This window comes from Paenibacillus rhizosphaerae (assembly GCF_014192015.1).
GTDB lineage: Bacteria > Bacillota > Bacilli > Paenibacillales > Paenibacillaceae > Paenibacillus_AQ > Paenibacillus_AQ rhizosphaerae.
Genome location: NZ_JACHXJ010000002.1, coordinates 19,992 through 40,323 on the forward strand (window position 1 = coordinate 19,992; position 20,332 = coordinate 40,323).

Annotated in this window: 16 protein-coding genes; 15 read left to right on the forward strand and 1 reads right to left on the reverse strand. The window is 55.3% G+C overall.

From position 1 onward, the window contains the following. The first annotated feature begins 18 nt into the window (after window positions 1–18). From recJ to FHS19_RS08615, 8 genes are all read left to right on the forward strand, one after another. Entirely contained in the window at window positions 19–2,418 is a 2,400-nt protein-coding gene (recJ, locus tag FHS19_RS08580; RefSeq protein WP_183581521.1) for a single-stranded-DNA-specific exonuclease RecJ, read from the forward strand. Window positions 2,419–2,532: 114 nt separating this feature from the next. Then, a complete protein-coding gene (locus FHS19_RS08585; protein ID WP_183582854.1) occupies window positions 2,533–3,051 on the forward strand; it encodes an adenine phosphoribosyltransferase in 519 nt (172 codons plus the stop codon). A 438-nt stretch (window positions 3,052–3,489) separates the two neighbouring features. Then, on the forward strand, window positions 3,490–4,815 hold the full coding sequence (locus FHS19_RS08590) for an ABC transporter substrate-binding protein (RefSeq protein ID WP_183581522.1): 1,326 nt from the start codon (window positions 3,490–3,492) through the stop codon (window positions 4,813–4,815). A gap of 73 nt (window positions 4,816–4,888) precedes the next feature. After that, on the forward strand, window positions 4,889–5,770 hold the full coding sequence (locus tag FHS19_RS08595) for a carbohydrate ABC transporter permease (protein ID WP_183581523.1): 882 nt from the start codon (window positions 4,889–4,891) through the stop codon (window positions 5,768–5,770). A gap of 86 nt (window positions 5,771–5,856) precedes the next feature. Beyond that, on the forward strand, window positions 5,857–6,615 hold the full coding sequence (locus FHS19_RS08600; RefSeq protein WP_376771891.1) for a carbohydrate ABC transporter permease: 759 nt from the start codon (window positions 5,857–5,859) through the stop codon (window positions 6,613–6,615). Window positions 6,616–6,654: 39 nt separating this feature from the next. Further along, window positions 6,655–8,199: a DUF4127 family protein gene (locus FHS19_RS08605; protein WP_183581525.1), complete on the forward strand. Its 1,545-nt coding sequence runs from the start codon at window positions 6,655–6,657 to the stop codon at window positions 8,197–8,199. A gap of 43 nt (window positions 8,200–8,242) precedes the next feature. Then, window positions 8,243–8,944, forward strand: a complete 702-nt coding sequence (locus FHS19_RS08610; RefSeq protein ID WP_376771892.1) for an N-acetylmannosamine-6-phosphate 2-epimerase — start codon at window positions 8,243–8,245, stop codon at window positions 8,942–8,944. 62 nt (window positions 8,945–9,006) lie between these two features. Beyond that, window positions 9,007–10,587 (forward strand): FAD-dependent oxidoreductase, encoded by a 1,581-nt coding sequence (locus tag FHS19_RS08615; protein ID WP_312887173.1) that lies wholly within the window; start codon window positions 9,007–9,009, stop codon window positions 10,585–10,587. A 157-nt stretch (window positions 10,588–10,744) separates the two neighbouring features. On the opposite strand, the gene uraA is transcribed toward FHS19_RS08615, so the two are convergent. Continuing rightward, window positions 10,745–12,067 carry a uracil permease gene (gene uraA, locus FHS19_RS08620; RefSeq protein ID WP_183581526.1) on the reverse strand — a complete coding sequence of 441 codons (1,323 nt, stop codon included), beginning with the start codon at window positions 12,065–12,067 and terminating at the stop codon, window positions 10,745–10,747. A 279-nt stretch (window positions 12,068–12,346) separates the two neighbouring features. Here uraA and FHS19_RS08625 point away from each other — a divergent pair, with 279 nt between their 5' ends. The 7 genes from FHS19_RS08625 to aspS all read left to right on the forward strand — a co-directional run bounded on the left by FHS19_RS08625 (window position 12,347) and on the right by aspS (window position 20,317). Then, window positions 12,347–14,524 carry a RelA/SpoT family protein gene (locus FHS19_RS08625; RefSeq protein ID WP_183581527.1) on the forward strand — a complete coding sequence of 726 codons (2,178 nt, stop codon included), beginning with the start codon at window positions 12,347–12,349 and terminating at the stop codon, window positions 14,522–14,524. A 94-nt stretch (window positions 14,525–14,618) separates the two neighbouring features. Continuing rightward, the gene (gene dtd, locus FHS19_RS08630; RefSeq protein ID WP_183581528.1) at window positions 14,619–15,065 is read left to right on the forward strand and encodes a D-aminoacyl-tRNA deacylase; all 447 of its coding nucleotides are present in this window, start codon (window positions 14,619–14,621) and stop codon (window positions 15,063–15,065) included. A gap of 68 nt (window positions 15,066–15,133) precedes the next feature. After that, a complete protein-coding gene (locus FHS19_RS08635) occupies window positions 15,134–15,295 on the forward strand; it encodes a hypothetical protein (RefSeq protein WP_183581529.1) in 162 nt (53 codons plus the stop codon). Window positions 15,296–15,583: 288 nt separating this feature from the next. Next, window positions 15,584–16,090, forward strand: coding sequence for a type 1 glutamine amidotransferase domain-containing protein (locus FHS19_RS08640; RefSeq protein WP_183581530.1), 507 nt, complete (start codon window positions 15,584–15,586; stop codon window positions 16,088–16,090). 71 nt (window positions 16,091–16,161) lie between these two features. Then, a complete protein-coding gene (locus FHS19_RS08645; protein WP_183581531.1) occupies window positions 16,162–16,620 on the forward strand; it encodes a hypothetical protein in 459 nt (152 codons plus the stop codon). A gap of 613 nt (window positions 16,621–17,233) precedes the next feature. Continuing rightward, window positions 17,234–18,499, forward strand: coding sequence for a histidine--tRNA ligase (gene hisS, locus FHS19_RS08650; RefSeq protein ID WP_183581532.1), 1,266 nt, complete (start codon window positions 17,234–17,236; stop codon window positions 18,497–18,499). Between the two features lie 30 nt (window positions 18,500–18,529). Beyond that, on the forward strand, window positions 18,530–20,317 hold the full coding sequence (aspS, locus tag FHS19_RS08655; RefSeq protein WP_183581533.1) for an aspartate--tRNA ligase: 1,788 nt from the start codon (window positions 18,530–18,532) through the stop codon (window positions 20,315–20,317). The last annotated feature ends 15 nt before the right edge of the window (window positions 20,318–20,332 follow it).

Below are 20,332 nucleotides of genomic sequence, written 5' to 3' on the forward strand. Positions count from 1 at the left end.
AAAGAAAGGTGAAGACGATTGTTTGATTCGAAATATGAATGGCGGATTACCGGAGCGGATCCGGAGAAGGCGGGCCGGCTGGCACAGGAGCTGTCGGTTTCTCCTCTGGTAGGCTCGCTTCTGGCGGCCAGAGGAATTAACAATGCGGAAGACGCCGCCTTGTTTTTAAGCGGAAGCCTGGAGGCTTTGCATGATCCGTTCCTGCTGCTTGGCATGAAAGAGGCCGTTCCGCGGATTCAAAAAGCGGTCGAGACCGGAGAACATATATTGATTTACGGGGATTATGACGCTGACGGCGTGTCCAGCACTTCGCTCATGATCCATTTCATGCGCTATCTTGGAGCATCCTACGACATCTATATTCCGCATCGATCCAATGAAGGGTACGGACTTCACAACCATGCCCTGGATTGGGCACATCAGCAGGGGGTCAGCCTGATCATTACGGTCGATACCGGCATCAGCGCCGTTGATCAGATCGCGTATGCCAACTCGCTCGGGATGGATGTGATCGTCACCGACCACCACGAGCCGCCGGAAGTGCTTCCAGACGCCTATGCGCTCATCAATCCGAAGCAGCCGAACTGCCCGTATCCGTTTAAAGGCTTGGCCGGGGTCGGGGTAGCCTACAAGCTGACTCAGGCCATGCTTGGCGAGCCGCCGGTGGAATGGACGGAAATCGTGGCCATCGGTACCATTGCGGACTTAATGCCGCTCAGCGGTGAGAACCGCATCCTGGTCAGCCGCGGCTTGCAGCAGATGCGCAGCTCATCGTTTCCGGGAATCCGCGCGCTGATGGAAGTCGGGGGCATTACGATGCGGAATGTCACATCGATCAATGTCGCCTTCGGCATGGCTCCGCGCATTAATGCCAGCGGTAGGCTGGATCATGCAGGATCGGCCGTAGCCCTGCTGACGACGGAAAATGAGGATGAGGCATTAAGATTGTCCCATGGGCTGGATGAGCTCAACAAGGAGCGGCAGCAGGTGGTCGACGATATTGTCAAGGAGGCGACCAGCCAGCTTTTGGCTAAGACCGATGGGAACCGGGTGCCCGATGTGATCGTGCTGGCAGGAGAAGGCTGGAACGTGGGCGTCGTCGGCATTGTCGCTTCCAAAATTTTGGAACGGTATTATCGCCCGGTCATTATATTGGGTATCGATCCGGATACCGGTATGTGCAAGGGGTCAGCCCGCTCCATACCGGGGCTGGACATCTATGAGGCGCTGACCTCCTGCAAATCGCTGATGGACCATTACGGCGGCCATCCGTCCGCTGCGGGCATGAGCCTGCACAGAGATCAGCTGGACGCCTTCGAGCAGGCACTGAACGAATATGCCGCCGGGGTTCTGACCGAATCCGATTTTATTCCTGTCGCGGCATCGGACGGAGAGTGGCGGCTGCCGGACGTTCCCTTGCCGGTTATCGATGAGATGGAAATGCTGTCGCCCTTCGGTATGGACAATCCTGTGCCCAAGTTTATTTTCAGGGGCTGCAGGCTGCTCGAGACCCGGAAGATGGGACGTGGCAGCAAGCATCTCAAGCTGGTCGTTCAGCAGGACGGCGTCCGCCTGGAAGCGGTCGCGTTCGGCAAAGGCGAGCTGGCCGAAGTGCTGACGGAAGGCGCGGAGCTTGATCTGCTCGGCGAAATGAGCGTCAATGAGTGGAACGGTTCGCGCAGACCACAGCTGATGCTGCAAGATCTGAAGCTTACGCAGCCGCAGGTGTTCGACTTACGCGGATCCAAGGATCCTTGGCAGGAGATCGACCGGGTCAGCCAGCTGATCGGATCGCATTTCAGACTGGGGCCGACGCAGGTGGCGGCGGTCATGGAACGGGAGTTTCTGGATCCGGCAAAAATCCGTTTGAATGAATCCACCCTTTGGGTATATGATAAGAATGCTGGAATTTTGGCGTATCATCCGAACGAGGAGCGGTCCGGCCAGGACGACGTGACGACGCTGTTCATGCTGAACGCGCCGGAGACGCCGGAGCAGCTGGATGCGGTTCTGTTTTCTTTTCCGAGACTGTCTAACGTATTTCTGCTTCATCAGGTACATAAGAGAGAGAGACTCGCTGTGCCGGACAGGGATCAGTTCAAGAAGCTGTATATATTGTTGTCGAAAATCGCAGCCGAACCCGTCAGGGAGGAAGCTGCCTTATCGAGGCTCAGTCAGCAGGCGTCGTGCAGCATCCGCATGGTGTCAAAGATGATGGATGTGTTCGAGGAGCTGTCTTTTATAGACAGGCAGGAAGGCCTTATCCGTTTTATACCTAAACCGCCCAAGCGTGATTTGGCTTCATCCCGCCATTTCCTTGCGCTAGGGAACTTAGCGGAAATGGAACAGCATCTGCTGTATGCCAGCACGCCGCAGGTCACGAGCTGGTTCATTTCCCGCATGCGGGGGGCTTCGTGACCGGGGAGGATCGGTCGAAATGAATGCCTACGAGGGTCCGTATAATACCGTAACCTCAAGCAACGCTTACGAAAGTCAGTTTTACTTCGTAAAACTCTAGAAGGAGAGATTATGTTGAATTACAAAGATTATATCCGGGTGATTCCGGACTTCCCGATGGCTGGAATCAGTTTTAAAGATATTACGACCCTGCTTCAAAACGGGGAAATTTACAAAAAGGCCATCGATGACATCAAGGCTATGGTGTCTCACCTGAAAATCGATGTCATTGCGGGTCCGGAAGCCCGGGGCTTCGTCGTCGGGGCGCCGCTTGCTTATGCGCTGGGCGTTGGATTTGCGCCGATCCGCAAGAGCGGCAAACTGCCTTACGAAACGATTGAAGTCGGTTATGATCTCGAATATGGCAAGGATAAGCTCGCCATGCACACCGATGCGATCAAGAAAGGCCAGAACGTTCTGATCGCTGACGATCTGCTGGCCACGGGCGGTACCATTTCCTCTTCCGTCAATCTGGTTAACCAACTGGGCGGCAACGTGGTTGGGGCAGCGTTCATGATTGAGCTGGTGGCCCTGAACGGACGCGGTAAATTGCCGGGTGTGGAAGTATTCTCCCTCATGTCCTACGAAGATTAAACGCCGGAAGTTCGTTTCCCGGGAAATAAATGAAGAGCTGTCTGAAGTCGAAATGACTTTCAGGCGGCTCTCTTTTTGTTGTTGTGATGGAATATCGGTGCTTCTGCGAACTTCGTACAAAGGTGTATTTGCTAACGATAACGGGTAGGAAATACGCCGCTCGCATGAAGGCTGGTTTCGGCTCGTCAGGCAGAACGCCGATTCGCTGTGGGGCGATGAACAGAGCTCGCCAATGCAAAAGCAATATATTGAGCCTTTTTTTGAAGAGTGACTGCATAGGAACGGAGCTTGGTCAACCCATTTGGGAAAATAACTCCACTTTTTTTAATAGTTATGAAAAATATCTTTTTTATTTTTATGTGGTTTGCTATAATCTGCCTAAAGCAGGAAACATATGCTTGGAATCATCTTTTATGATCAAAGGGGAGGCCATTGTTGATGAAGAAACAGGGAAGAGGTAGAAGTAGAGGTTTTGTTCTGACTTTGCTGTCCGTCATGCTGTTGTCGGTCGTACTCAGCGCTTGTGGGGGAGGGAATAAGGCGGATGCTCCGCAATCGCAATCTTCCGAACCGCAGCCGTCCACCGAGACGAAGAGCAGCGATCCGGTCAAGCTGGAGTTTTGGACCATCGCGCTGCAGCCTACATTCACGGACTACTTTAATAAGCTTATTGCCGATTACCAGAGCAGTCATCCGGGCGTCACGATCGATTGGAAGGACTATCCTTATGACGCGGTGACCAACAAGCTGCTGACCAGCATCGCCAGCGGCAACAGCCCGGACGTCGTGAACCTGAACACCGAATTTGCCAGCCAGATGGGCTCTAAAGGGGCCGTGCTCGATCTGAACGGATTCCTGACGGATGAAGAGAAGGGAGCTTATTTTGACGGTATCTTCAACTCCACCGTCATCGACGGCAAGGCTTATGCCCTTCCTTGGTACACAGGCACCGAGGTGCTCTTTATGAACACGAAAATCGTGAAGGAAGCCGGCCTGGATCCGGCCAATCCGCCGAAAACGATGGAGGAGCTGGCCGATTGGGCGCGCCAAGTGAAGGCGAAAACCGGTAAACTCGGATATTCCCAGCAGTTCGCCTCGAAGCTGCTTCCGGTAAACGACATTCCGATTCTGAATGATGACAAAACGGCCGCAGCCTTTAACACACCTGAGATGACCAGCATGATCGAAACGATTCAGAAAAACATCGCCGACGGTGTCATCATGAAAGAAGACGTTCCGTTTACGAAGCAGATCCAATACTACTCCGGAGAGCAGGTGGCCTTCGAACTGGCCGGTCCGACCTTTATCAACTTCCTGAAGACTTCGGCTCCGGACGTGTATAAGAACACGATTGCCGTCCCGCTGCCGACCGGAAAAGCCGATGTTCGCCTGTCCAACTCTATGGACCTGGTCGTTCCGGCCAAATCGAAACATCAGAAGGAAGCGGTCGAGTTTGCCGTCTTCGTGACGAATGCCGAAAATCAGACATCGTTCTCCAAAGCGGCCAACACGCTCCCGTCCACCAAGGAATCGATCAAGGATCCGTTCTTTACGGAAACCGACAAGTCGCTGGAAGCGGAAGCCAAGATCGCTTCAGCCAACAGCTTGGATAAGGCGGTCGATTATATGGTCGGCGTGCCGAACGCCGGGGATATCAACTCCGCCATCGCCCGCGGCCTGCAGAAAATTTTCTTGAACGGGGCCGATGTCAAGTCAACGGTGGATGCAATGGAACAGGAAGTCAACGGGGTGCTCAAGAAATAATTGGGCCGGTTGACGGAAGACGTGCGGGGGGACTGGGTTCCCCCGTACATTCTAGTTAGGTGGTGATCACAGAGTGTACAAATGGATGCGGTCGGAGTCATTCACGGCATGGGCTTTTATGGCCCCGGGACTTCTGGTTGTCGCTGTATTCGTATTTTGGCCTATTATTTACGGTATCCCGCTGTCCTTTACGGACTACTCGGTTATTTCCGAAACGCATTATGTCGGCGTCGATAACTTTGTGAACGCATTTAAAGACCACAACTTCCTCATTTCGCTGTGGAATTCGCTGCTGTACGTGATCGTCGTGCCGATCATCCAGATTTTGTCCATCCTGATGGCGATTCTGGTCAACGGGAAAATTCCGGGCGTGAAGTTCTTCCGGACCGCTTATTATATTCCGGTCGTGACCTCCATGGTCGCCGTGGCGCTGATCTGGAGCTGGCTTCTGAGCAACAACGGGGTTGTCAATTTTCTTCTGATCAAGGTGGGAATCATCAGCGACCAGGTTTCCTGGCTCGCCACCAGCAGTACGGCACTGTTCGTGCTCATGTTCATTACGATGTGGAAGGGCTTAGGCTATTACATGATGCTGTACCTGGCCGGGCTCCAAGGCATTCCTTCGGATCTGTATGAAGCGGCGCGGGTGGACGGAGCCAGCAGGCTGCGCCTGATCCTGAACATTACGATTCCGCTGCTGAGACCTCACATTTTATTCTGTACCCTGATCTCCCTCATGGGGGCGATCCGCGTCTTTGACGAAATCTATATTTTGACCAAAGGCGGACCGGGTACGTCAACGCTGACATCGAGCGTCTATATTTTCCAAAAAGGTCTGGAACAGTTCAACTTCGGGTACGCCTCGGCGCTGGGGCTCATCGTCAGCGTCATTATCGCCGTATTCAGCGTGCTTGTGTTCCGATTTAACCGGAAAGGCGGTGTCAATCCATACTGATGATAGCGAATCGTGGGATGAAGCAAGTGAAAACAGGGATCCGGCTGACGATCGTCTACATTTTGTTAGTCGCTCTGGCTCTGTTTATGATGGGACCGTTTCTCTGGCTGCTCAGCGTGTCTTTGATGCCGGGCAAAAACGTGTTCGCCAACCCGCCGGCTATCCTGCCGACGTTCATTGACTTCGACAATTACGTGAAGGTTTGGCAGTTCATGAACTTTCCGAAGTATATCTATAATACGGTCGTGATTACGGTGCTCGGGGTTGTGACCAACGTCGTTCTCTCCAGCCTGACCGCGTATCCGCTGGCGACCTTTCGCTTCAAAGGCAGGGATCTCGTATTTACCCTGCTGGTGGCTACAATGATTATCCCGTCTTCTACGGCGATGATCGTGCATTACCTGACGATTCAGTCCCTGCATTTAACCGGGTCCTTTCTGGGCGTCGTACTGCCTTCCGCCGTGTCGGTATTCAACATCTTTTTGATGCGCCAGACGTTTCTCGGAATTCCTTCGGACGTGCGTGACTCGGGAAAAATGGACGGTGCTTCCGAATTCCGGATCTGGTGCCAGCTGATTCTGCCCTTGGTGAAGCCGGCGATTGCGGTCATTTCGCTGCTGGAGATGATGGCGTTCTGGAACAATTTCCTGTGGCCGATCGTCGTGCTGGACGATCCGCAGAAGTATCCGCTCGCCGCGGCGCTGACGTTCCTGAACGGCCAATTCTCCTACAATTTCGGATGGATCGCGGCGGGAACGATGATCTCGGTGCTGCCGATTATTGTCGTGTTCCTGTTTACCCAGCGTTACTACATGGAAGGCATGGCCGGCGCGATCAAAGGGTAAGGTACGGCTAATTTACGCCAGGAAAGGAAGCATGCAGACATGGAGAAGAGTCACAAACTGGTGTTCGTCCCTCTGGACGAACGTCCCTGCAACTATGAATTCCCGTATATGCTGGCGCAGGGAACCGAGTTTGAGATGGTCCGGCCGCCGATGGACATGATGGGTCTCAAAAAGCGCCCGGGCGATACCGAGAGGTTGTGGGCCTGGCTGGAGCAGGAGGCAGCTGACGCCGACGGGGCCATCATTGCCATAGACACACTGCTGTATGGCGGCATCATCCCGTCGCGGCTGCATTATCTGAAGCCAGGAGAGCTTGCGAATCGGGTGGAACGGCTGCGGCGGCTGAAGGCGCGGAATCCAAACTTGCGGCTCTTCGCCTTTCAGCTGATCATGCGCTGTCCGCAGTATTCGATCGCCGACGAGGAGCCGGATTACTACGGCGACTGGGGCAGGGAAATCTTCCGTAAAGGCTTTATCAGCCACCGGCAGGAGCTGGGGCTAGCCACTGCGGAAGAAAACATGGAACTGGCCGAGATCGATGTCCGGCTGCCCGCCGATGTGCTGCAGGATTACTTGGACCGCCGGGCGGTGAACATCGGGGCGATCGGCCGTGTGCTGGATGTGATTGCAGACGGCGGCATTGATTTTATGATTTTCCCTCAAGACGACTCGGCGCCATACGGTTATACGGCCAAGGACCAGCAGAAGGTCCGGGCGCTGATCTCCGAGCTCGATGTGGAGCTGCGGGCTTACATGTATCCCGGCGCCGATGAGGTCGGATGCACTCTGCTGGCTCGGATGGTCAACGAAATCAAGGGGAGTACGCCACTCATTTATCCGCGCCTTGCGGCGGTTCAGGGCAGCTTCGTCACACCGCTGTACGAGGACCGGTTCTTCTATGAGACGCTGAAGTATCAAATCATGGCGGCGGGCGGGTTAATCGGATCCGGCTGCAGTGAGTCGGATTTGGCGCTGCTCGTGAATACGCCGGGAGAAACGATGGTCGAAGCCGCGTCCCAGGAGCACCCGATCTTCGGTTACGACATCAACCGGAACATTATCGAGCTGGTGGAATATGGGGATTACGCGATGCGGGTTCAGGGCAAGCCGGCGGCGGTCGCCGACGTCGGGTACGCGAACGGCGGCGATTTGAAGCTGGTGAAGCTGCTGCGGCAAAAAGGGATGCTGTTTAATCTGGCAGGGTATGCCGGGTGGAATACGAGCTCCAATTCGCTCGGTACAGTCATCGCTCAGTCCATGCTGTACCTGCGTTATGGCAGGACGCAGGAGCATCTTGACTTTCTGGCGCTGCGGTATGCCGAGGATGTCTGCTACTGCGCGGGCGTCCGGATGGAGCTGAACGCGGGTCTGGTTGAGCAACTGGGGCTCAGCGTATTCGAGCTGGACGGCCAGCGCGGCGAAGTGTCCAGGCTGGTCAAGGAACGTCTTGGAGCTATGCTGGATCAGCGCATAAACAGCGATCAAGGGGTTGTGGAGATCACGGATTGCTTCATGCCCTGGAACCGTACCTTCGAAGTTGGACTACAAGCGCGCTTTCATGTGAAGCCGCCGATATATAGATAATAGTGGCCATCATAAGTCACAAAAAAGATGAGAGAGGGTGGACATACTGGAGCCAATACTGCAATCACTGCGATACTGCCTGATCGCATCCTGCCAGGCGCTGCCGGATGAGCCGCTGCACGGTGCGCACATTATGGCCCGCATGGCCAAGGCGGCCGAAGAAGGCGGGGCATCGGCGATCCGGGCCAACGGGGCGGACGACGTCCGGGCGATCAAGGCTACGGTTTCAATCCCCGTGATCGGGATTATCAAGCGGGAGTACGCGGGATCGGACGTTTACATTACGCCTACGCTCAAAGAGGTAGATGAGCTGCTTGAAGCCGGTGCGGACATGATCGCTTTTGACGCCACGGGACGCAAGCGGCCCGGAGGGGCCCGGCTGGAGGATTTGATCCGGCAGATGAATCAGGCGGGTGTTGCCAGCATGGCGGATGTTTCGACGCTGGATGAAGCCGTTCATGCCGCTTCCCTCGGCGTCAGCTGCGTGTCGACGACGCTGTCGGGATATACGGATTATTCGCCGCAGCTCGAAGGTCCCGACCTGAAGCTGGTTGAAGAAGCGGCGGCCCGGCTGGGCATTCCGCTCATTGCCGAAGGCCGGATCCACGAGCCTTACCAGGTCGAGGAGGCACTCAAGCTCGGCGCGCACGCCGTCGTGGTGGGCGGGGCCATTTCAAGGCCGCAGCAGATCACGCGGCGCTTCTCCAACGCGGCCCGGAAGGCGGCCCAGTCGCTGAGAGCATGAGTAGGACGGGCGTCATGGTCCATGGAATATGGCAGCCGAATATGGAAAGGAGCGCGGATACGGTGATACAAGAGCTGGTGGCTGATGTGATTATCATCGGCGGAGGACTCGGCGGAACGTCGGCCGCCCTGGCGGCGGCCAAAGCCGGGATGAAGGTGATTGTGACAGAGGAGACCGATTGGCTGGGCGGACAGCTGACTTCGCAGGCGGTTCCGCCTGATGAGCACCGCTGGATCGAAAGCTTCGGCTGCACGGCATCCTACCGGGAGTTCAGAAACCGGGTCAGGGATTATTACAAACGCAATTACCCGCTTAACGAACAGGCGCTACATGACCCGGAGCTCAATCCGGGGAACGCCTGGGTCAGCAGGGTGGCGCATGAGCCGAAGGTTGCGCTGCAGGTGCTGGAGGATATGCTGGCGCCTTTTGTGAATACTCGCCGGATCCAGGTGCTGCTCAACACGCGTCCCGTTCACAGCGAGACGGCAGGCGACCAGGTGATGTCGGTGACGGTGGAGAATGCGGACCAAGGAACCCGGTATAAGCTAAGCGGCGCGTATTTCCTGGACGCGACCGAAACCGGGGAGCTCCTTCCCCTGGCGGGGGCGGAATATGTGAGCGGAGCCGAGGCGCGCAGCGAAACGAACGAGCCGCATGCATTGGAGCAGGCCGATCCGCTCGATATGCAGTCCATCACCCATGTCGCGGCGGTGGAATACATTCCCGGCGGCAATTTTACGATCCCAAAACCGGATAGTTACGATTTCTGGCATGACTACAAGCCCTCATTTTCCACTTATCCGATCTTAAGCTGGTACTCGAACGAAGCCGAGGATACGTCCAAATTGCGGCGGTTTACGATGTTTCCGAACGATCAGGGGATCATGTCGCTGTGGGATTACCGCCGGATCGTGGACCCCTCCCTGTGGCGGGTGCCGCTGAGCGACGGCGAGGTGACGCTGCTTAACTGGCCGATGAACGATTATTATCTGGGGCCCGTGATCGGCGTTTCGGAGCAGGAGCGCAACCGTCATCTGGAGGCGGCCCGCGAGCTTACACTGTCGCTTGTGTATTGGCTGCAGACCGAGGCTCCCCGGCTTGACGGGGGATACGGGTATCCGGGCATTCGGCTTCGCGGCGACGTACTGGGCACGGAAGACGGTTTGGCAAAGTCCCCTTATATCCGGGAGTCGCGGCGGATCCGCGCGCAGTACACGATCACCGAGCATGATGTCAGTCAGGAGCTTCGCGGCGAGAAGGGAATCAAGCGGTATGAAGACAGCGTTGGCGTCGGAAGCTATTATTTGGATCTGCACCCGACGACGGTGAACCAGCGGGCTTTCTTCATTCCGAACTATCCTTATGAAATCCCTCTCGGTTCGCTGATTCCGGTACGGATGACCAACCTGCTTCCGGCATGCAAAAATATCGGCATGACGCAGATCGCCAATGGCTGCTACCGGCTCCATCCGACGGAATGGAATATCGGCGAATCCGCGGGCCTGTTGGCCGCTTATGCGGTGATGCACGGCATTCCCCCGCGTGAAGTAAGGGCCTCGGCAACGCATTTATGCGATTACCAGGCGATGCTGGAGCGGTATGGGGTTCAGCTTCACTGGCCGGAAGGGACATTGGAAATGTAGGTGCCCTGATTGACGCCATGAATATACGAAAAAGCCGGACGGCATCTTTCGGATGCTTGTCCGGCTTTCTTACATTGCTTATGTTTTGGCGGTTCTATTGTTGTTCCGATTCCCTGTGACACATTCCTATTCCCTATGCTATCCGAACCCTACTCACTTAATCCGGAATTTTCTCCACCAGGTCCTGTTCCTTGCCGCCAGGTTCGTTGGACAGCCCGGTGACCTCGATCAGCTTGAAGAACAGGCTGAGCACGATGCCCACGATCGTGGCGAGCGCCATGCCTTTCAATTGAACGGGGCCAAGGTTGAGCTGCACGCCGCTGATGCCGACGACCAGAACCAGCGTCGCCAGGATCATGTTGGTCGGCTTGGAGAAATCGACCTTCTGCTCGACGAAGATCCGCAGGCCCGAAGCGGCAATGACGCCGAACAGCAGCAGGGATACGCCGCCCATGACCGGCGTCGGAATGTTCGAGATGACCGAGGAGACCGTGCCCGAGAAGGACAGCAGGATCGCGATGACGGCCGCGCCGCCGATGACGAAGACCGAATACACTTTGGTCAGCGCCATGACGCCGATATTTTCCCCGTACGTCGTATTCGGCGTGGAGCCGACAAAGCCGGAGAGGATGGTCGAAATGCCGTTGCCCAGCAGCGAGCGGTTCAGCCCCGGGTCCTTCGACAAATCTTTGCCCACAATGTTGCTCGTGACTAGCAGGTGGCCGATATGCTCAACGATGACGACCAGGGATACCGGGATAATGGTCGCGATGGCGGCCCAGTCCCAGCTTGGTGTAGTGACCGTCGGCACCGTGAAGAAGTGGGCGCCGGCGATCGCATCCTTATTGACCATGCCCGGCATGAAGAAGGACAGGACGTATCCGACGACGATGCCGATCAGAATGTGGATGATTTTCGGGAACCCGCGGAACAGGACCGCGCCGATGACGGTTACGCCGAGCGTCGTCATGGATAAGATAATGCTGTTCATGTTATAGGTCATCGCACCGGAAGCTGCGTCTGCCGTCGGAAGCAGTCCGGCCATACCTGCCGCGGTCGGCACCAGCTCCAGTCCGATCGTGGCGACGATCGCGCCCATGGCGGCCGGCGGGAACACGACGTCGATCCAGCCCGTGCCCGCGAACTGGACGATCAGGCCCACGATGACGAAGATGATGCCCGTAATGATGAAGGCGCCCAGGGCCAGCGGATAATTTTCCTTCGGATTGTTGCCGAGCACGGCCAGCACCGGAGAAATGAAAGCAAAGCTGGAGCCCAGATACGCCGGAATCTTGGCCCGGCAGATCAGGATGTACAGCAGGGTGCCGATCCCGTTCATCAGCAGGATCATGCCCGGATCGACGCCGAACAGATTCGGCACGAGCACCGTGCTTCCGAACATGGCGAAGAGGTGCTGCAGGCTGAGCAGAAGCCCCGGTCCAAACGGAAGCTTCTCATTCACTTGAATTTCGCGTTGCAATTCGTTCACTCCCATATGTGATTTCGTCCATACCAATAAATACATTCAATCTAATTTATCTGGATTTATGACATTTTTCAATCTTTTTTTTCACTTTCGGGGCGCAATTTGGCCAAAAAACTTGTTTGTTGTTCCCAGGCTTCCTGTTCCTGGCAGGAAATGTTGACGTAACGCCGTTCAAGCGTCATAATTATATAAAATCATTACATGACAGAACCTGCAAAGATGGATTATCACGCGGGTTCTATTTTATATAGAAGGGAAACGGAAACGACTAGAATGGGCATAGAGCGATTACTTGAAAAGGCTGGAGCCTATATAAAAGAGCCGGATTTGGACCGCATCAGGGAAGCCTATGAGTTTGCGGAACAGGCCCATCACGGCCAGGTGCGCAAATCAGGCGAGCCTTATATCCTGCATCCGCTTGCGGTTGCAGATATTGTCGTGAACCTGATGATGGATACGACGTCCATCGTCGCCGCGCTTCTTCATGACGTGGTCGAGGACACGACCGTATCGCTCGAGGATATCCGTACCCGATTTGGCGCCACCTGTGCCATGCTTGTCGATGGACTGACCAAGCTGGAGCGAATCCAGTTCCGTTCCAAAGAAGAACAGCAGAACGAGAATTACCGTAAAATGTTTATCGCCATGGCGCAGGATATTCGTGTCATCGTCATCAAGCTGGCCGACCGCCTGCACAACATGCGGACATTGAAGTACCAGTCTGAGGAGAGTCAGCGGCGCATCGCTTATGAGACGCTCGAAATCTTTTGTCCGATTGCCGACCGTCTAGGTATTTCAGCGATCAAGAGCGAAATGGAGGATTTGTCCCTCCGTTACCTTAACCCGCAGCAGTATTACCGCATCGCCAACCTGATCCACAAGAAGCGGGCCGAGCGCGAGCAATTCGTCGAAAACGTCATCGTCCGTATCCGCGAAAAGCTCGAGGAAATGGGTATTGAGGGCGATTTGTCGGGACGGCCGAAGCATATATACAGCGTCTTTAACAAAATGACGACCAAAAACAAGCAGTTCAACGAAATCTACGATTTGCTCGCGATCCGTATTATTGTGGATAACATTAAGGACTGTTATGCCACCCTGGGAATTATCCATACGCTTTGGAAGCCGATGCCAGGCCGGTTCAAGGATTATATCGCCATGCCGAAGGCGAACATGTACCAGTCGCTGCATACGACCGTAGTCGGGCCTAACGGCGAGCCGACCGAGGTTCAGATCCGGACCTGGGAAATGCACCGGACCGCCGAGTACGGGATCGCGGCGCACTGGGCCTATAAGGAAGGCACAACCGCCGTCGGCGGCAATTTTGAGAATAAAATGACCTTTTTCCGCGAGATTCTGGAGCTGCAGCATGAAGCCAAGGACGCTTCGGAATTTGTGGAATCGCTCAAAATGGACTTTTTCTCGGATCTTGTTTTCGTGTTTACGCCGAAAGGCGAGGTTATCGAGCTGCCTTCCGGCTCGGTGCCGCTGGATTTTGCCTACCGGATTCATACCGAGGTCGGGAACCGGACCATCGGCGCCAAGGTGAACGGGCGGATCGTACCGCTGGACCACCGCCTCAAAACCGGGGATATCGTTGAGATTTTGACGTCCAAGCATTCGTACGGACCGAGCGGCGACTGGCTGAAGATCGCCCAATCCTCGCATGCGCGGAGCAAGATCAAGCAGTGGTTCAAGAAGGAAAAACGGGAAGAGAACGTAGAGAAGGGCCGTGAAATGGTCGAGCGCGAGCTGAAAGGCCGCGGCTTAGACATTTCTGAATGGATGACCGACGAGAAGCTGCTGGAAGTGGCGAAGAAGTTTTCGTTCAACGATATCGAAGACATGCTGTCGGGTGTCGGCTTTGGCGGTATTACCGCACCGCAGATTTGTACCCGTCTGACGGAGCGGCTTCGCAAGGAGCAGGAAGAAGCCAGCCTGCTTGAGCTCACGACCGAGAAGAAGGAAATCAAGCCGGCCGAGAAGAGATCACGCCCAACCAACGGGGTCCGGGTCAAAGGAATCGACAACCTGCTCGTGCGGTTCGCCCGCTGCTGCAATCCGGTGCCCGGCGACGATATCGTCGGGTACGTCACCCGCGGCCGCGGCGTATCGGTGCACCGCGCGGACTGTCCGAACATTCCGGCGTCTGGCGAAGGTGAAGAAGCCGCACGCGTGATCGAAGTCGAGTGGGAAACCGAGATCGAGGCGAATTACAGTGTCGATATCGAAATTACGGGACATGACCGGAACGGGCTCCTGAACGAGGTGCTTCAGGCGGTATCGGAGAGCAAAACGAACATTTCCGCGGTGACCGGGCGCTCGGACAAAAACAAAATGGCGCTCATCCACATGACGATCCTGATCCGCAACACCGATCATCTTCAGTCGGTTGTGGAACGGATCAAACGCGTGAAGGATGTGTACACCGTACACCGGATCATTCAGTAGATAGCCCGTGGAATGCACGCTGCACACCGGAGCATTCATTGAAAACTTGGATGTCCGGGAGAGCGGAACCAGCGAAGGAGTGTAGAGAGACCGCATGAAAGTGGTTGTACAGCGCTGTAAGGAAGCGCAGGTTACGGTAGATGGGGAGGTCACGGGGGCGATCGGCCAGGGACTGATGGTACTCGTCGGCGTGACCCATGATGACACGGAGAAAGACGCGAAATACCTGGCTGATAAGGTTGCCGGACTGCGCATTTTTGAAGATGACGAAGGGAAAATGAACTACAGCGTCATGGAAGTAGGCGGGGGCATACTGTCCGTGTCGCAGTTCACCCTGTACGGCGATTGCCGAAAAGGCAAACGTCCGAACTTCATGGCTGCGGCCAAGCCGGATGCAGCGGAAGGTTTGTACGAATCCTTCAACCGCGAGCTCAGAAACAAAGGGCTGGAGGTCGCCACCGGCCGGTTCGGGGCGATGATGGACGTCACCTTTACCAACTGGGGGCCCGTCACGCTGATTATCGACAGCAAAGGGGCATAGAAACGGTAAATTTCGGGCAAAATAGGGATGAGCATAAGCCATTTATACACATAAGGAGTTCATCCGATATGCGCCAATCCGCTCAGACCCAGACACTGCAGTCGCTGCCGCTTGCGCCGGTCGCCTCGCTGCACGAAGCCGCCAAGACGATGCAGGCCGTACGGGAAATTCCTTTTCCCTTATGGACCTTGTACACGAAGGGAATCGGCCGTCAGCAGATCATCCGGTAGTTGGCTAAAGATTGCGGCAAGTAAATAGTACCAAGCAGAACCCTCTTTTGTTGCGAAAGAGGGTTTTTTGCTGTAGAAAAGTGCCTCTTTGCAATAATTTGAGATGATCCGTCCCAAGTTTATCACGAAAATCAACCTCCAATTAGACTTGTCGGGCTCGCAAACCGAAAATTCCGCCCTTTCTCCTTTTTTTCCTTGCGAATGGATCCATGACTCATGTTATAAACGTGCGCGTTTCGGGTAATAACAAGGCGTGGACCATTATCCATGAAAGGAGAACGATATTCCATGAGCAAGGTTGCATTTTTGCTAGCGAACGCATTTGAAGATTCGGAAATGAAAGTCCCATATGATGAAGTCAACAAAGCGGGCCATGACACGGATATTATCGGCCTCCAGCAGGGTGAGAAGCTGACCGGCAAAAACGGCGAAGCCTCCTATACGGCGGACAAAGCCATCGCGGACGCGAAGGCGGCCGATTACGACGCCGTCGTCATTCCCGGAGGCTCTTCTCCGGAGAACCTGCGGCTGAACGAGGATGTGCTGAAATTCGTGAAAGAGGTCAACAGCGCCGGTAAGCCGATCGCCGCGATTTGCCACGGCCCGCAAATTTTAATTAGCGCCGGTCTGCTGAAAGGCCGAACGATCACCTCGTACCCGCCGCTGCAGGATGACATGGTGAACGCCGGCGCCGAATTCCAGGATGAGGAGGTCGTCCTGGACGGCAACTTCATCACTTCACGGACTCCCAAAGACGAACCGGCCTTTGTCCGGGAACTGCTGAACGTGCTGTAAGGCTCCGGGAGTGCCTTGGAAGCTTTCGTTTTGTGATTCATGATTTTAAATAGAGATGGAGGTAATGTATCATGACGAAGCAAATTCAAGCGTACTTCAAATCCGAGGATGACGCGGAAAGCGCAAAAACGAAGCTGATTGGCTTCCAAACGGAGCACCTGGAGGTTAGCCGGCTTGGAGACGGGATCGATAGCGACCGCCGCATCCTGCTCCCGATCGCTCCTGTCAATTTAAGCGGCAGTGTTAATGCCGCAGGAACGTCAGGTGCGGTAGGCGTGCCTACCGCTTATCCGGCCGCAGGCATTCCCGTGGTGGACGACCGGGATCCGGACGAGCTGTCCGAGGTGGAACGCGCACGCCGTGCGGATGAGGGCGACGATCTGCTCTCCGGAGCGGTTGACGTATCTCCGAATGATGAAGATTACCGGAACCTGGAATACGTCCTGGCCGCTAAAGTACCTGACGATACTTATCAGGACGTTGTCAATATACTGCGGGCAAGCGGCGGATATGTGGAAATTTTCGACTAAATTCCTCATATAACAGCTCCAAAGAAAGCGCTGAATAAAGCGCTTTCTTTTATGTAATATAACTGTAATATTAGATTCATATTTCCTTAATATTAGCTGTTTATAATAACAGCATGACCCCCTTTTTTAATATATTACCTTATTGAACCTACAATGTTGATTGTAGGTTTTTTCTTTGCAGAAATGTCTGTAAACTGACAGCTGCATCCAATTTGTGACAGAGGCTCTTGACTTTAGTGCAGCGGTTCATTACAATCTAAAAATAATCGAAAATCGATTTGATGACGGGACCAAGTAGTCCGTGCCCCACCATGCAGAGAGGAATCCCTTAGGCTGAGAGGATTCTATGGATGACCGGATGAATGACTTCCCCGAGAACAGGCGGCGAAAGTGGCTTGCGGCGCAGGAAGTGCGCTGTTCGGGCTCATGAGTAGACGTGCTGCGCTGAACGGGCGTTAATCGTTTGGAGCGGATACATATAGAAGTATCCGGAATGTGGGTGGTACCACGGGAATCAATGAATAACGATCTCTCGTCCCTGTTGGCTTGTTCAAGCGCAGGGGTGAGGGATTTTTTTGTTAGCTACAAATGATCTATGAAAAGAGGGGTTGCTATGGCTTACCAAAAACCGACGGGCACGCAAGATTTGCTGCCGGGCACGGTGGAGAAATGGCAGTTTGTCGAAGAAAAAGCCAGAGATTTGTGCCGGCGGTTCAATTACCGCGAAATCCGCACGCCGTTGTTCGAGCAGACCGAACTGTTTGAGCGCGGCGTCGGCGAAACGACGGATATCGTCGAAAAAGAGATGTACACGTTCAGGGACAAGGGCGACCGCAGCATGACGCTGCGCCCGGAAGGCACTGCCGGCGTGGTTCGCTCCTACGTCGAAAACAAGCTGTACGGTGAACCCGATGTCACCAAGCTTTACTATATCGGCCCGATGTTCCGCTACGAGCGTCCTCAGGCGGGACGTTACCGCCAGTTCCATCAGTTTGGGATCGAGGCGTTTGGGGCATTGGATCCGGCCATCGATGCGGAAGTCGTCTCGCTCGGATACCAGTTCTGCAAAGACCTTGGCCTGCAGGGCGTGACTGTGGAGATCAACTCCGTGGGCAATCCCGCCAGCCGGGCGGCATACCGCGAGAAGCTGCTCGAGTTTCTGACGCCGATGAAAGACACGCTGTGCAAGGACTGCCAATCGCGGATGGAGCGCAACCCGATGCGGGTGCTGGACTGCAAGATCGACCAGGACAAATTCACCGACGCGCCGTCGATCCTGGACAGCCTGGACGAGGAGTGCACCACGCACTTCGAGCAGGTGAAAGCGTACCTCACAGCGATGGAGGTCGACTTCAAAGTCAACCACCGGCTGGTGCGCGGCTTGGACTATTACACCCACACCGCCTTCGAATACAAGGCGCAGGGTATCGGCGCGATCGATACGATCGGCGGCGGCGGGCGCTATAACGGCCTCGTCGGCGAGATCGGCGGGCCGGACCAGCCGGGCATCGGCTTCGGCATCGGCCTGGAGCGGATCCTGCTGATCCTCGACAAGCAGGAGATCGACCTCCAAGCGGTGAAGCCGCTGGACGTGTACCTGGTGGCCCTCGGCGAAGCGGCCGACCGCGAAATCACCAAGCAGCTGTACCTGCTGCGCAAGGAAGGCTTTGCCGCAGAGCGTGACTACCTGGGTCGCAAGATGAAAGCGCAGATGAAGTCCGCTGACCGCCTGAAGGCGCGTTATACCGCGATTCTCGGGGACGACGAGCTGTCGCGCGGGGAAATCGCCCTGAAGTCAATGGAAACCGGCGAGCAGCAGACGGTGAAGCTCAGCGAACTGCATTTGGCATTACGTAAATCCGCCGATAAGGCTGAATAAATATACCAATTTAAAGGGGAATGACAAAACATGCATAGGACCCATCAATGCGGTAGCCTGACCACCGCGAACATTGGAGAAACGGTAACATTAAACGGCTGGGTGCAGACCCGCCGTGACCTTGGGGGCGTCTTGTTTATCGACCTGCGCGACCGCAGCGGCATCGTGCAAATCGTATTCAACCCGGCATACTCCGGCGAAGCCCTGGCCATCGCCGACCGAGTGCGCAGCGAATACGTGCTGTCCGTCACAGGTAAAGTTGTGCAGCGCGATGCGGAAACGGTCAACCCGAACCTGCCGACCGGCCAAATCGAAGTGCAGATTACCGAAATCGAAGTGCTGAACAGCGCCAAAACGCCTCCGTTCTTCATCGAAGACGGCGTGGAAGTTGACGAGTCGCTTCGCCTCAAATACCGTTACCTGGACCTGCGCCGTCCGGAAATGCAAAAAACGCTGCTGCTCCGCTCCAAAGCATCGAAAATATTCCGTGACTTCCTGGACGGCGAAGGCTTCATCGAAGTCGAGACGCCGATCCTGACGAAAAGCTCCCCGGAAGGCGCACGCGACTATCTTGTACCGAGCCGGGTGCATGAGGGAGAGTTCTTCGCTCTGCCGCAATCCCCTCAACAGTATAAGCAGCTGCTGATGGTAGGCGGCATCGAGCGTTATTTCCAAATCGCCCGCTGCTTCCGGGACGAAGACCTGCGCGCTGACCGTCAGCCGGAGTTCACGCAGGTGGACATCGAAACATCCTTTATGAACCAGGACGAGCTTCTGGGCATGATGGAGCAGCTGATGGCCCGCCTGTTCAAAGAAACGGTTAACGTAGACATTCCTTTGCCTTTCCAGCGCCTGACTTATGCCGAAGCGATGGACAAATACGGCTCTGACAAGCCGGACCTCCGGTTTGGGCTGGAATTGATCCAAGTCAGCGATCTGGTAGCTTCCAGCGGCGTCAAAGTGTTTGCTTCCGTCGTTGAAAAAGGCGGAGAGGTCAAAGTGCTGAACGCCAAAGGCTGTGGCACATGGAGCCGCAAGGAAATCGACGATCTGGGTCCGTTCGCGGCCCGTTACGGCGCCAAAGGTTTGGCCTGGATTCAAGTCAAGGAAGGCGAATTCAAAGGGCCGATCGTGAAGTTCTTTACGCCTGAAGAGATCGAAGCGCTGAGAGAGCGCACCGGAGCCGAAGAAGGCGACTTGCTGCTCTTCTCCGCTGACAATAAAAAAGTGGTAGCCGACGTGCTTGGCGCGCTTCGCCTGAAAATCGGCAAACAGCTCGGCCTGATCAACGAAAATGAGTTCAAATTTGCCTGGGTGGTCGACTTCCCGCTGCTCGAGTGGGATGAAGAAGAGAAACGTTATGTTGCTCTGCACCATCCGTTCACCCGTCCACGCGACGAAGACCAGCATCTGTTTGAAACCGATCCGGGCAGCATTCTGGCCCAGGCTTATGACATCGTGCTGAACGGTTACGAAGTCGGCGGCGGTTCCATGCGGATCTACAAGCGCGACATGCAGGAGAAAATGTTCGCGGCCCTCGGCTTGTCGCCTGAGGATGCCAAAGACAAATTCGGCCACCTGCTGGATGCCTTTGAATACGGCACGCCTCCTCACGGCGGCATCGCGTTTGGTCTGGACCGGCTCGTGATGCTGCTCTCCGGACGCAGCAACCTGCGCGAAACGATCGCCTTCCCGAAAACGGCCAGTGCGACCGATCTGCTCATGGATGCACCGTCGCCGGTCGACCAAGGGCAGCTTGAACAGCTTCACATCAAGCTCGTGAAAAAGCCGGGGGAAGAAAAAAAAGTTCATTCTTAAGGTAAGGGAGGCCAC

Coding starts and splice junctions, on each gene's coding strand:
- FHS19_RS08645 (WP_183581531.1), top strand. CDS start 16,162: ATGACGAAGCAAATTCAAGCGTACTTCAAATCCGAGGATGACGCGGAA.
- FHS19_RS08640 (WP_183581530.1), top strand. CDS start 15,584: ATGAGCAAGGTTGCATTTTTGCTAGCGAACGCATTTGAAGATTCGGAA.
- FHS19_RS08605 (WP_183581525.1), top strand. CDS start 6,655: ATGGAGAAGAGTCACAAACTGGTGTTCGTCCCTCTGGACGAACGTCCC.
- FHS19_RS08625 (WP_183581527.1), top strand. CDS start 12,347: ATGGGCATAGAGCGATTACTTGAAAAGGCTGGAGCCTATATAAAAGAG.
- FHS19_RS08635 (WP_183581529.1), top strand. CDS start 15,134: ATGCGCCAATCCGCTCAGACCCAGACACTGCAGTCGCTGCCGCTTGCG.
- hisS (WP_183581532.1), top strand. CDS start 17,234: ATGGCTTACCAAAAACCGACGGGCACGCAAGATTTGCTGCCGGGCACG.
- aspS (WP_183581533.1), top strand. CDS start 18,530: ATGCATAGGACCCATCAATGCGGTAGCCTGACCACCGCGAACATTGGA.
- FHS19_RS08590 (WP_183581522.1), top strand. CDS start 3,490: ATGAAGAAACAGGGAAGAGGTAGAAGTAGAGGTTTTGTTCTGACTTTG.
- FHS19_RS08600 (WP_376771891.1), top strand. CDS start 5,857: ATGATGGGACCGTTTCTCTGGCTGCTCAGCGTGTCTTTGATGCCGGGC.
- dtd (WP_183581528.1), top strand. CDS start 14,619: ATGAAAGTGGTTGTACAGCGCTGTAAGGAAGCGCAGGTTACGGTAGAT.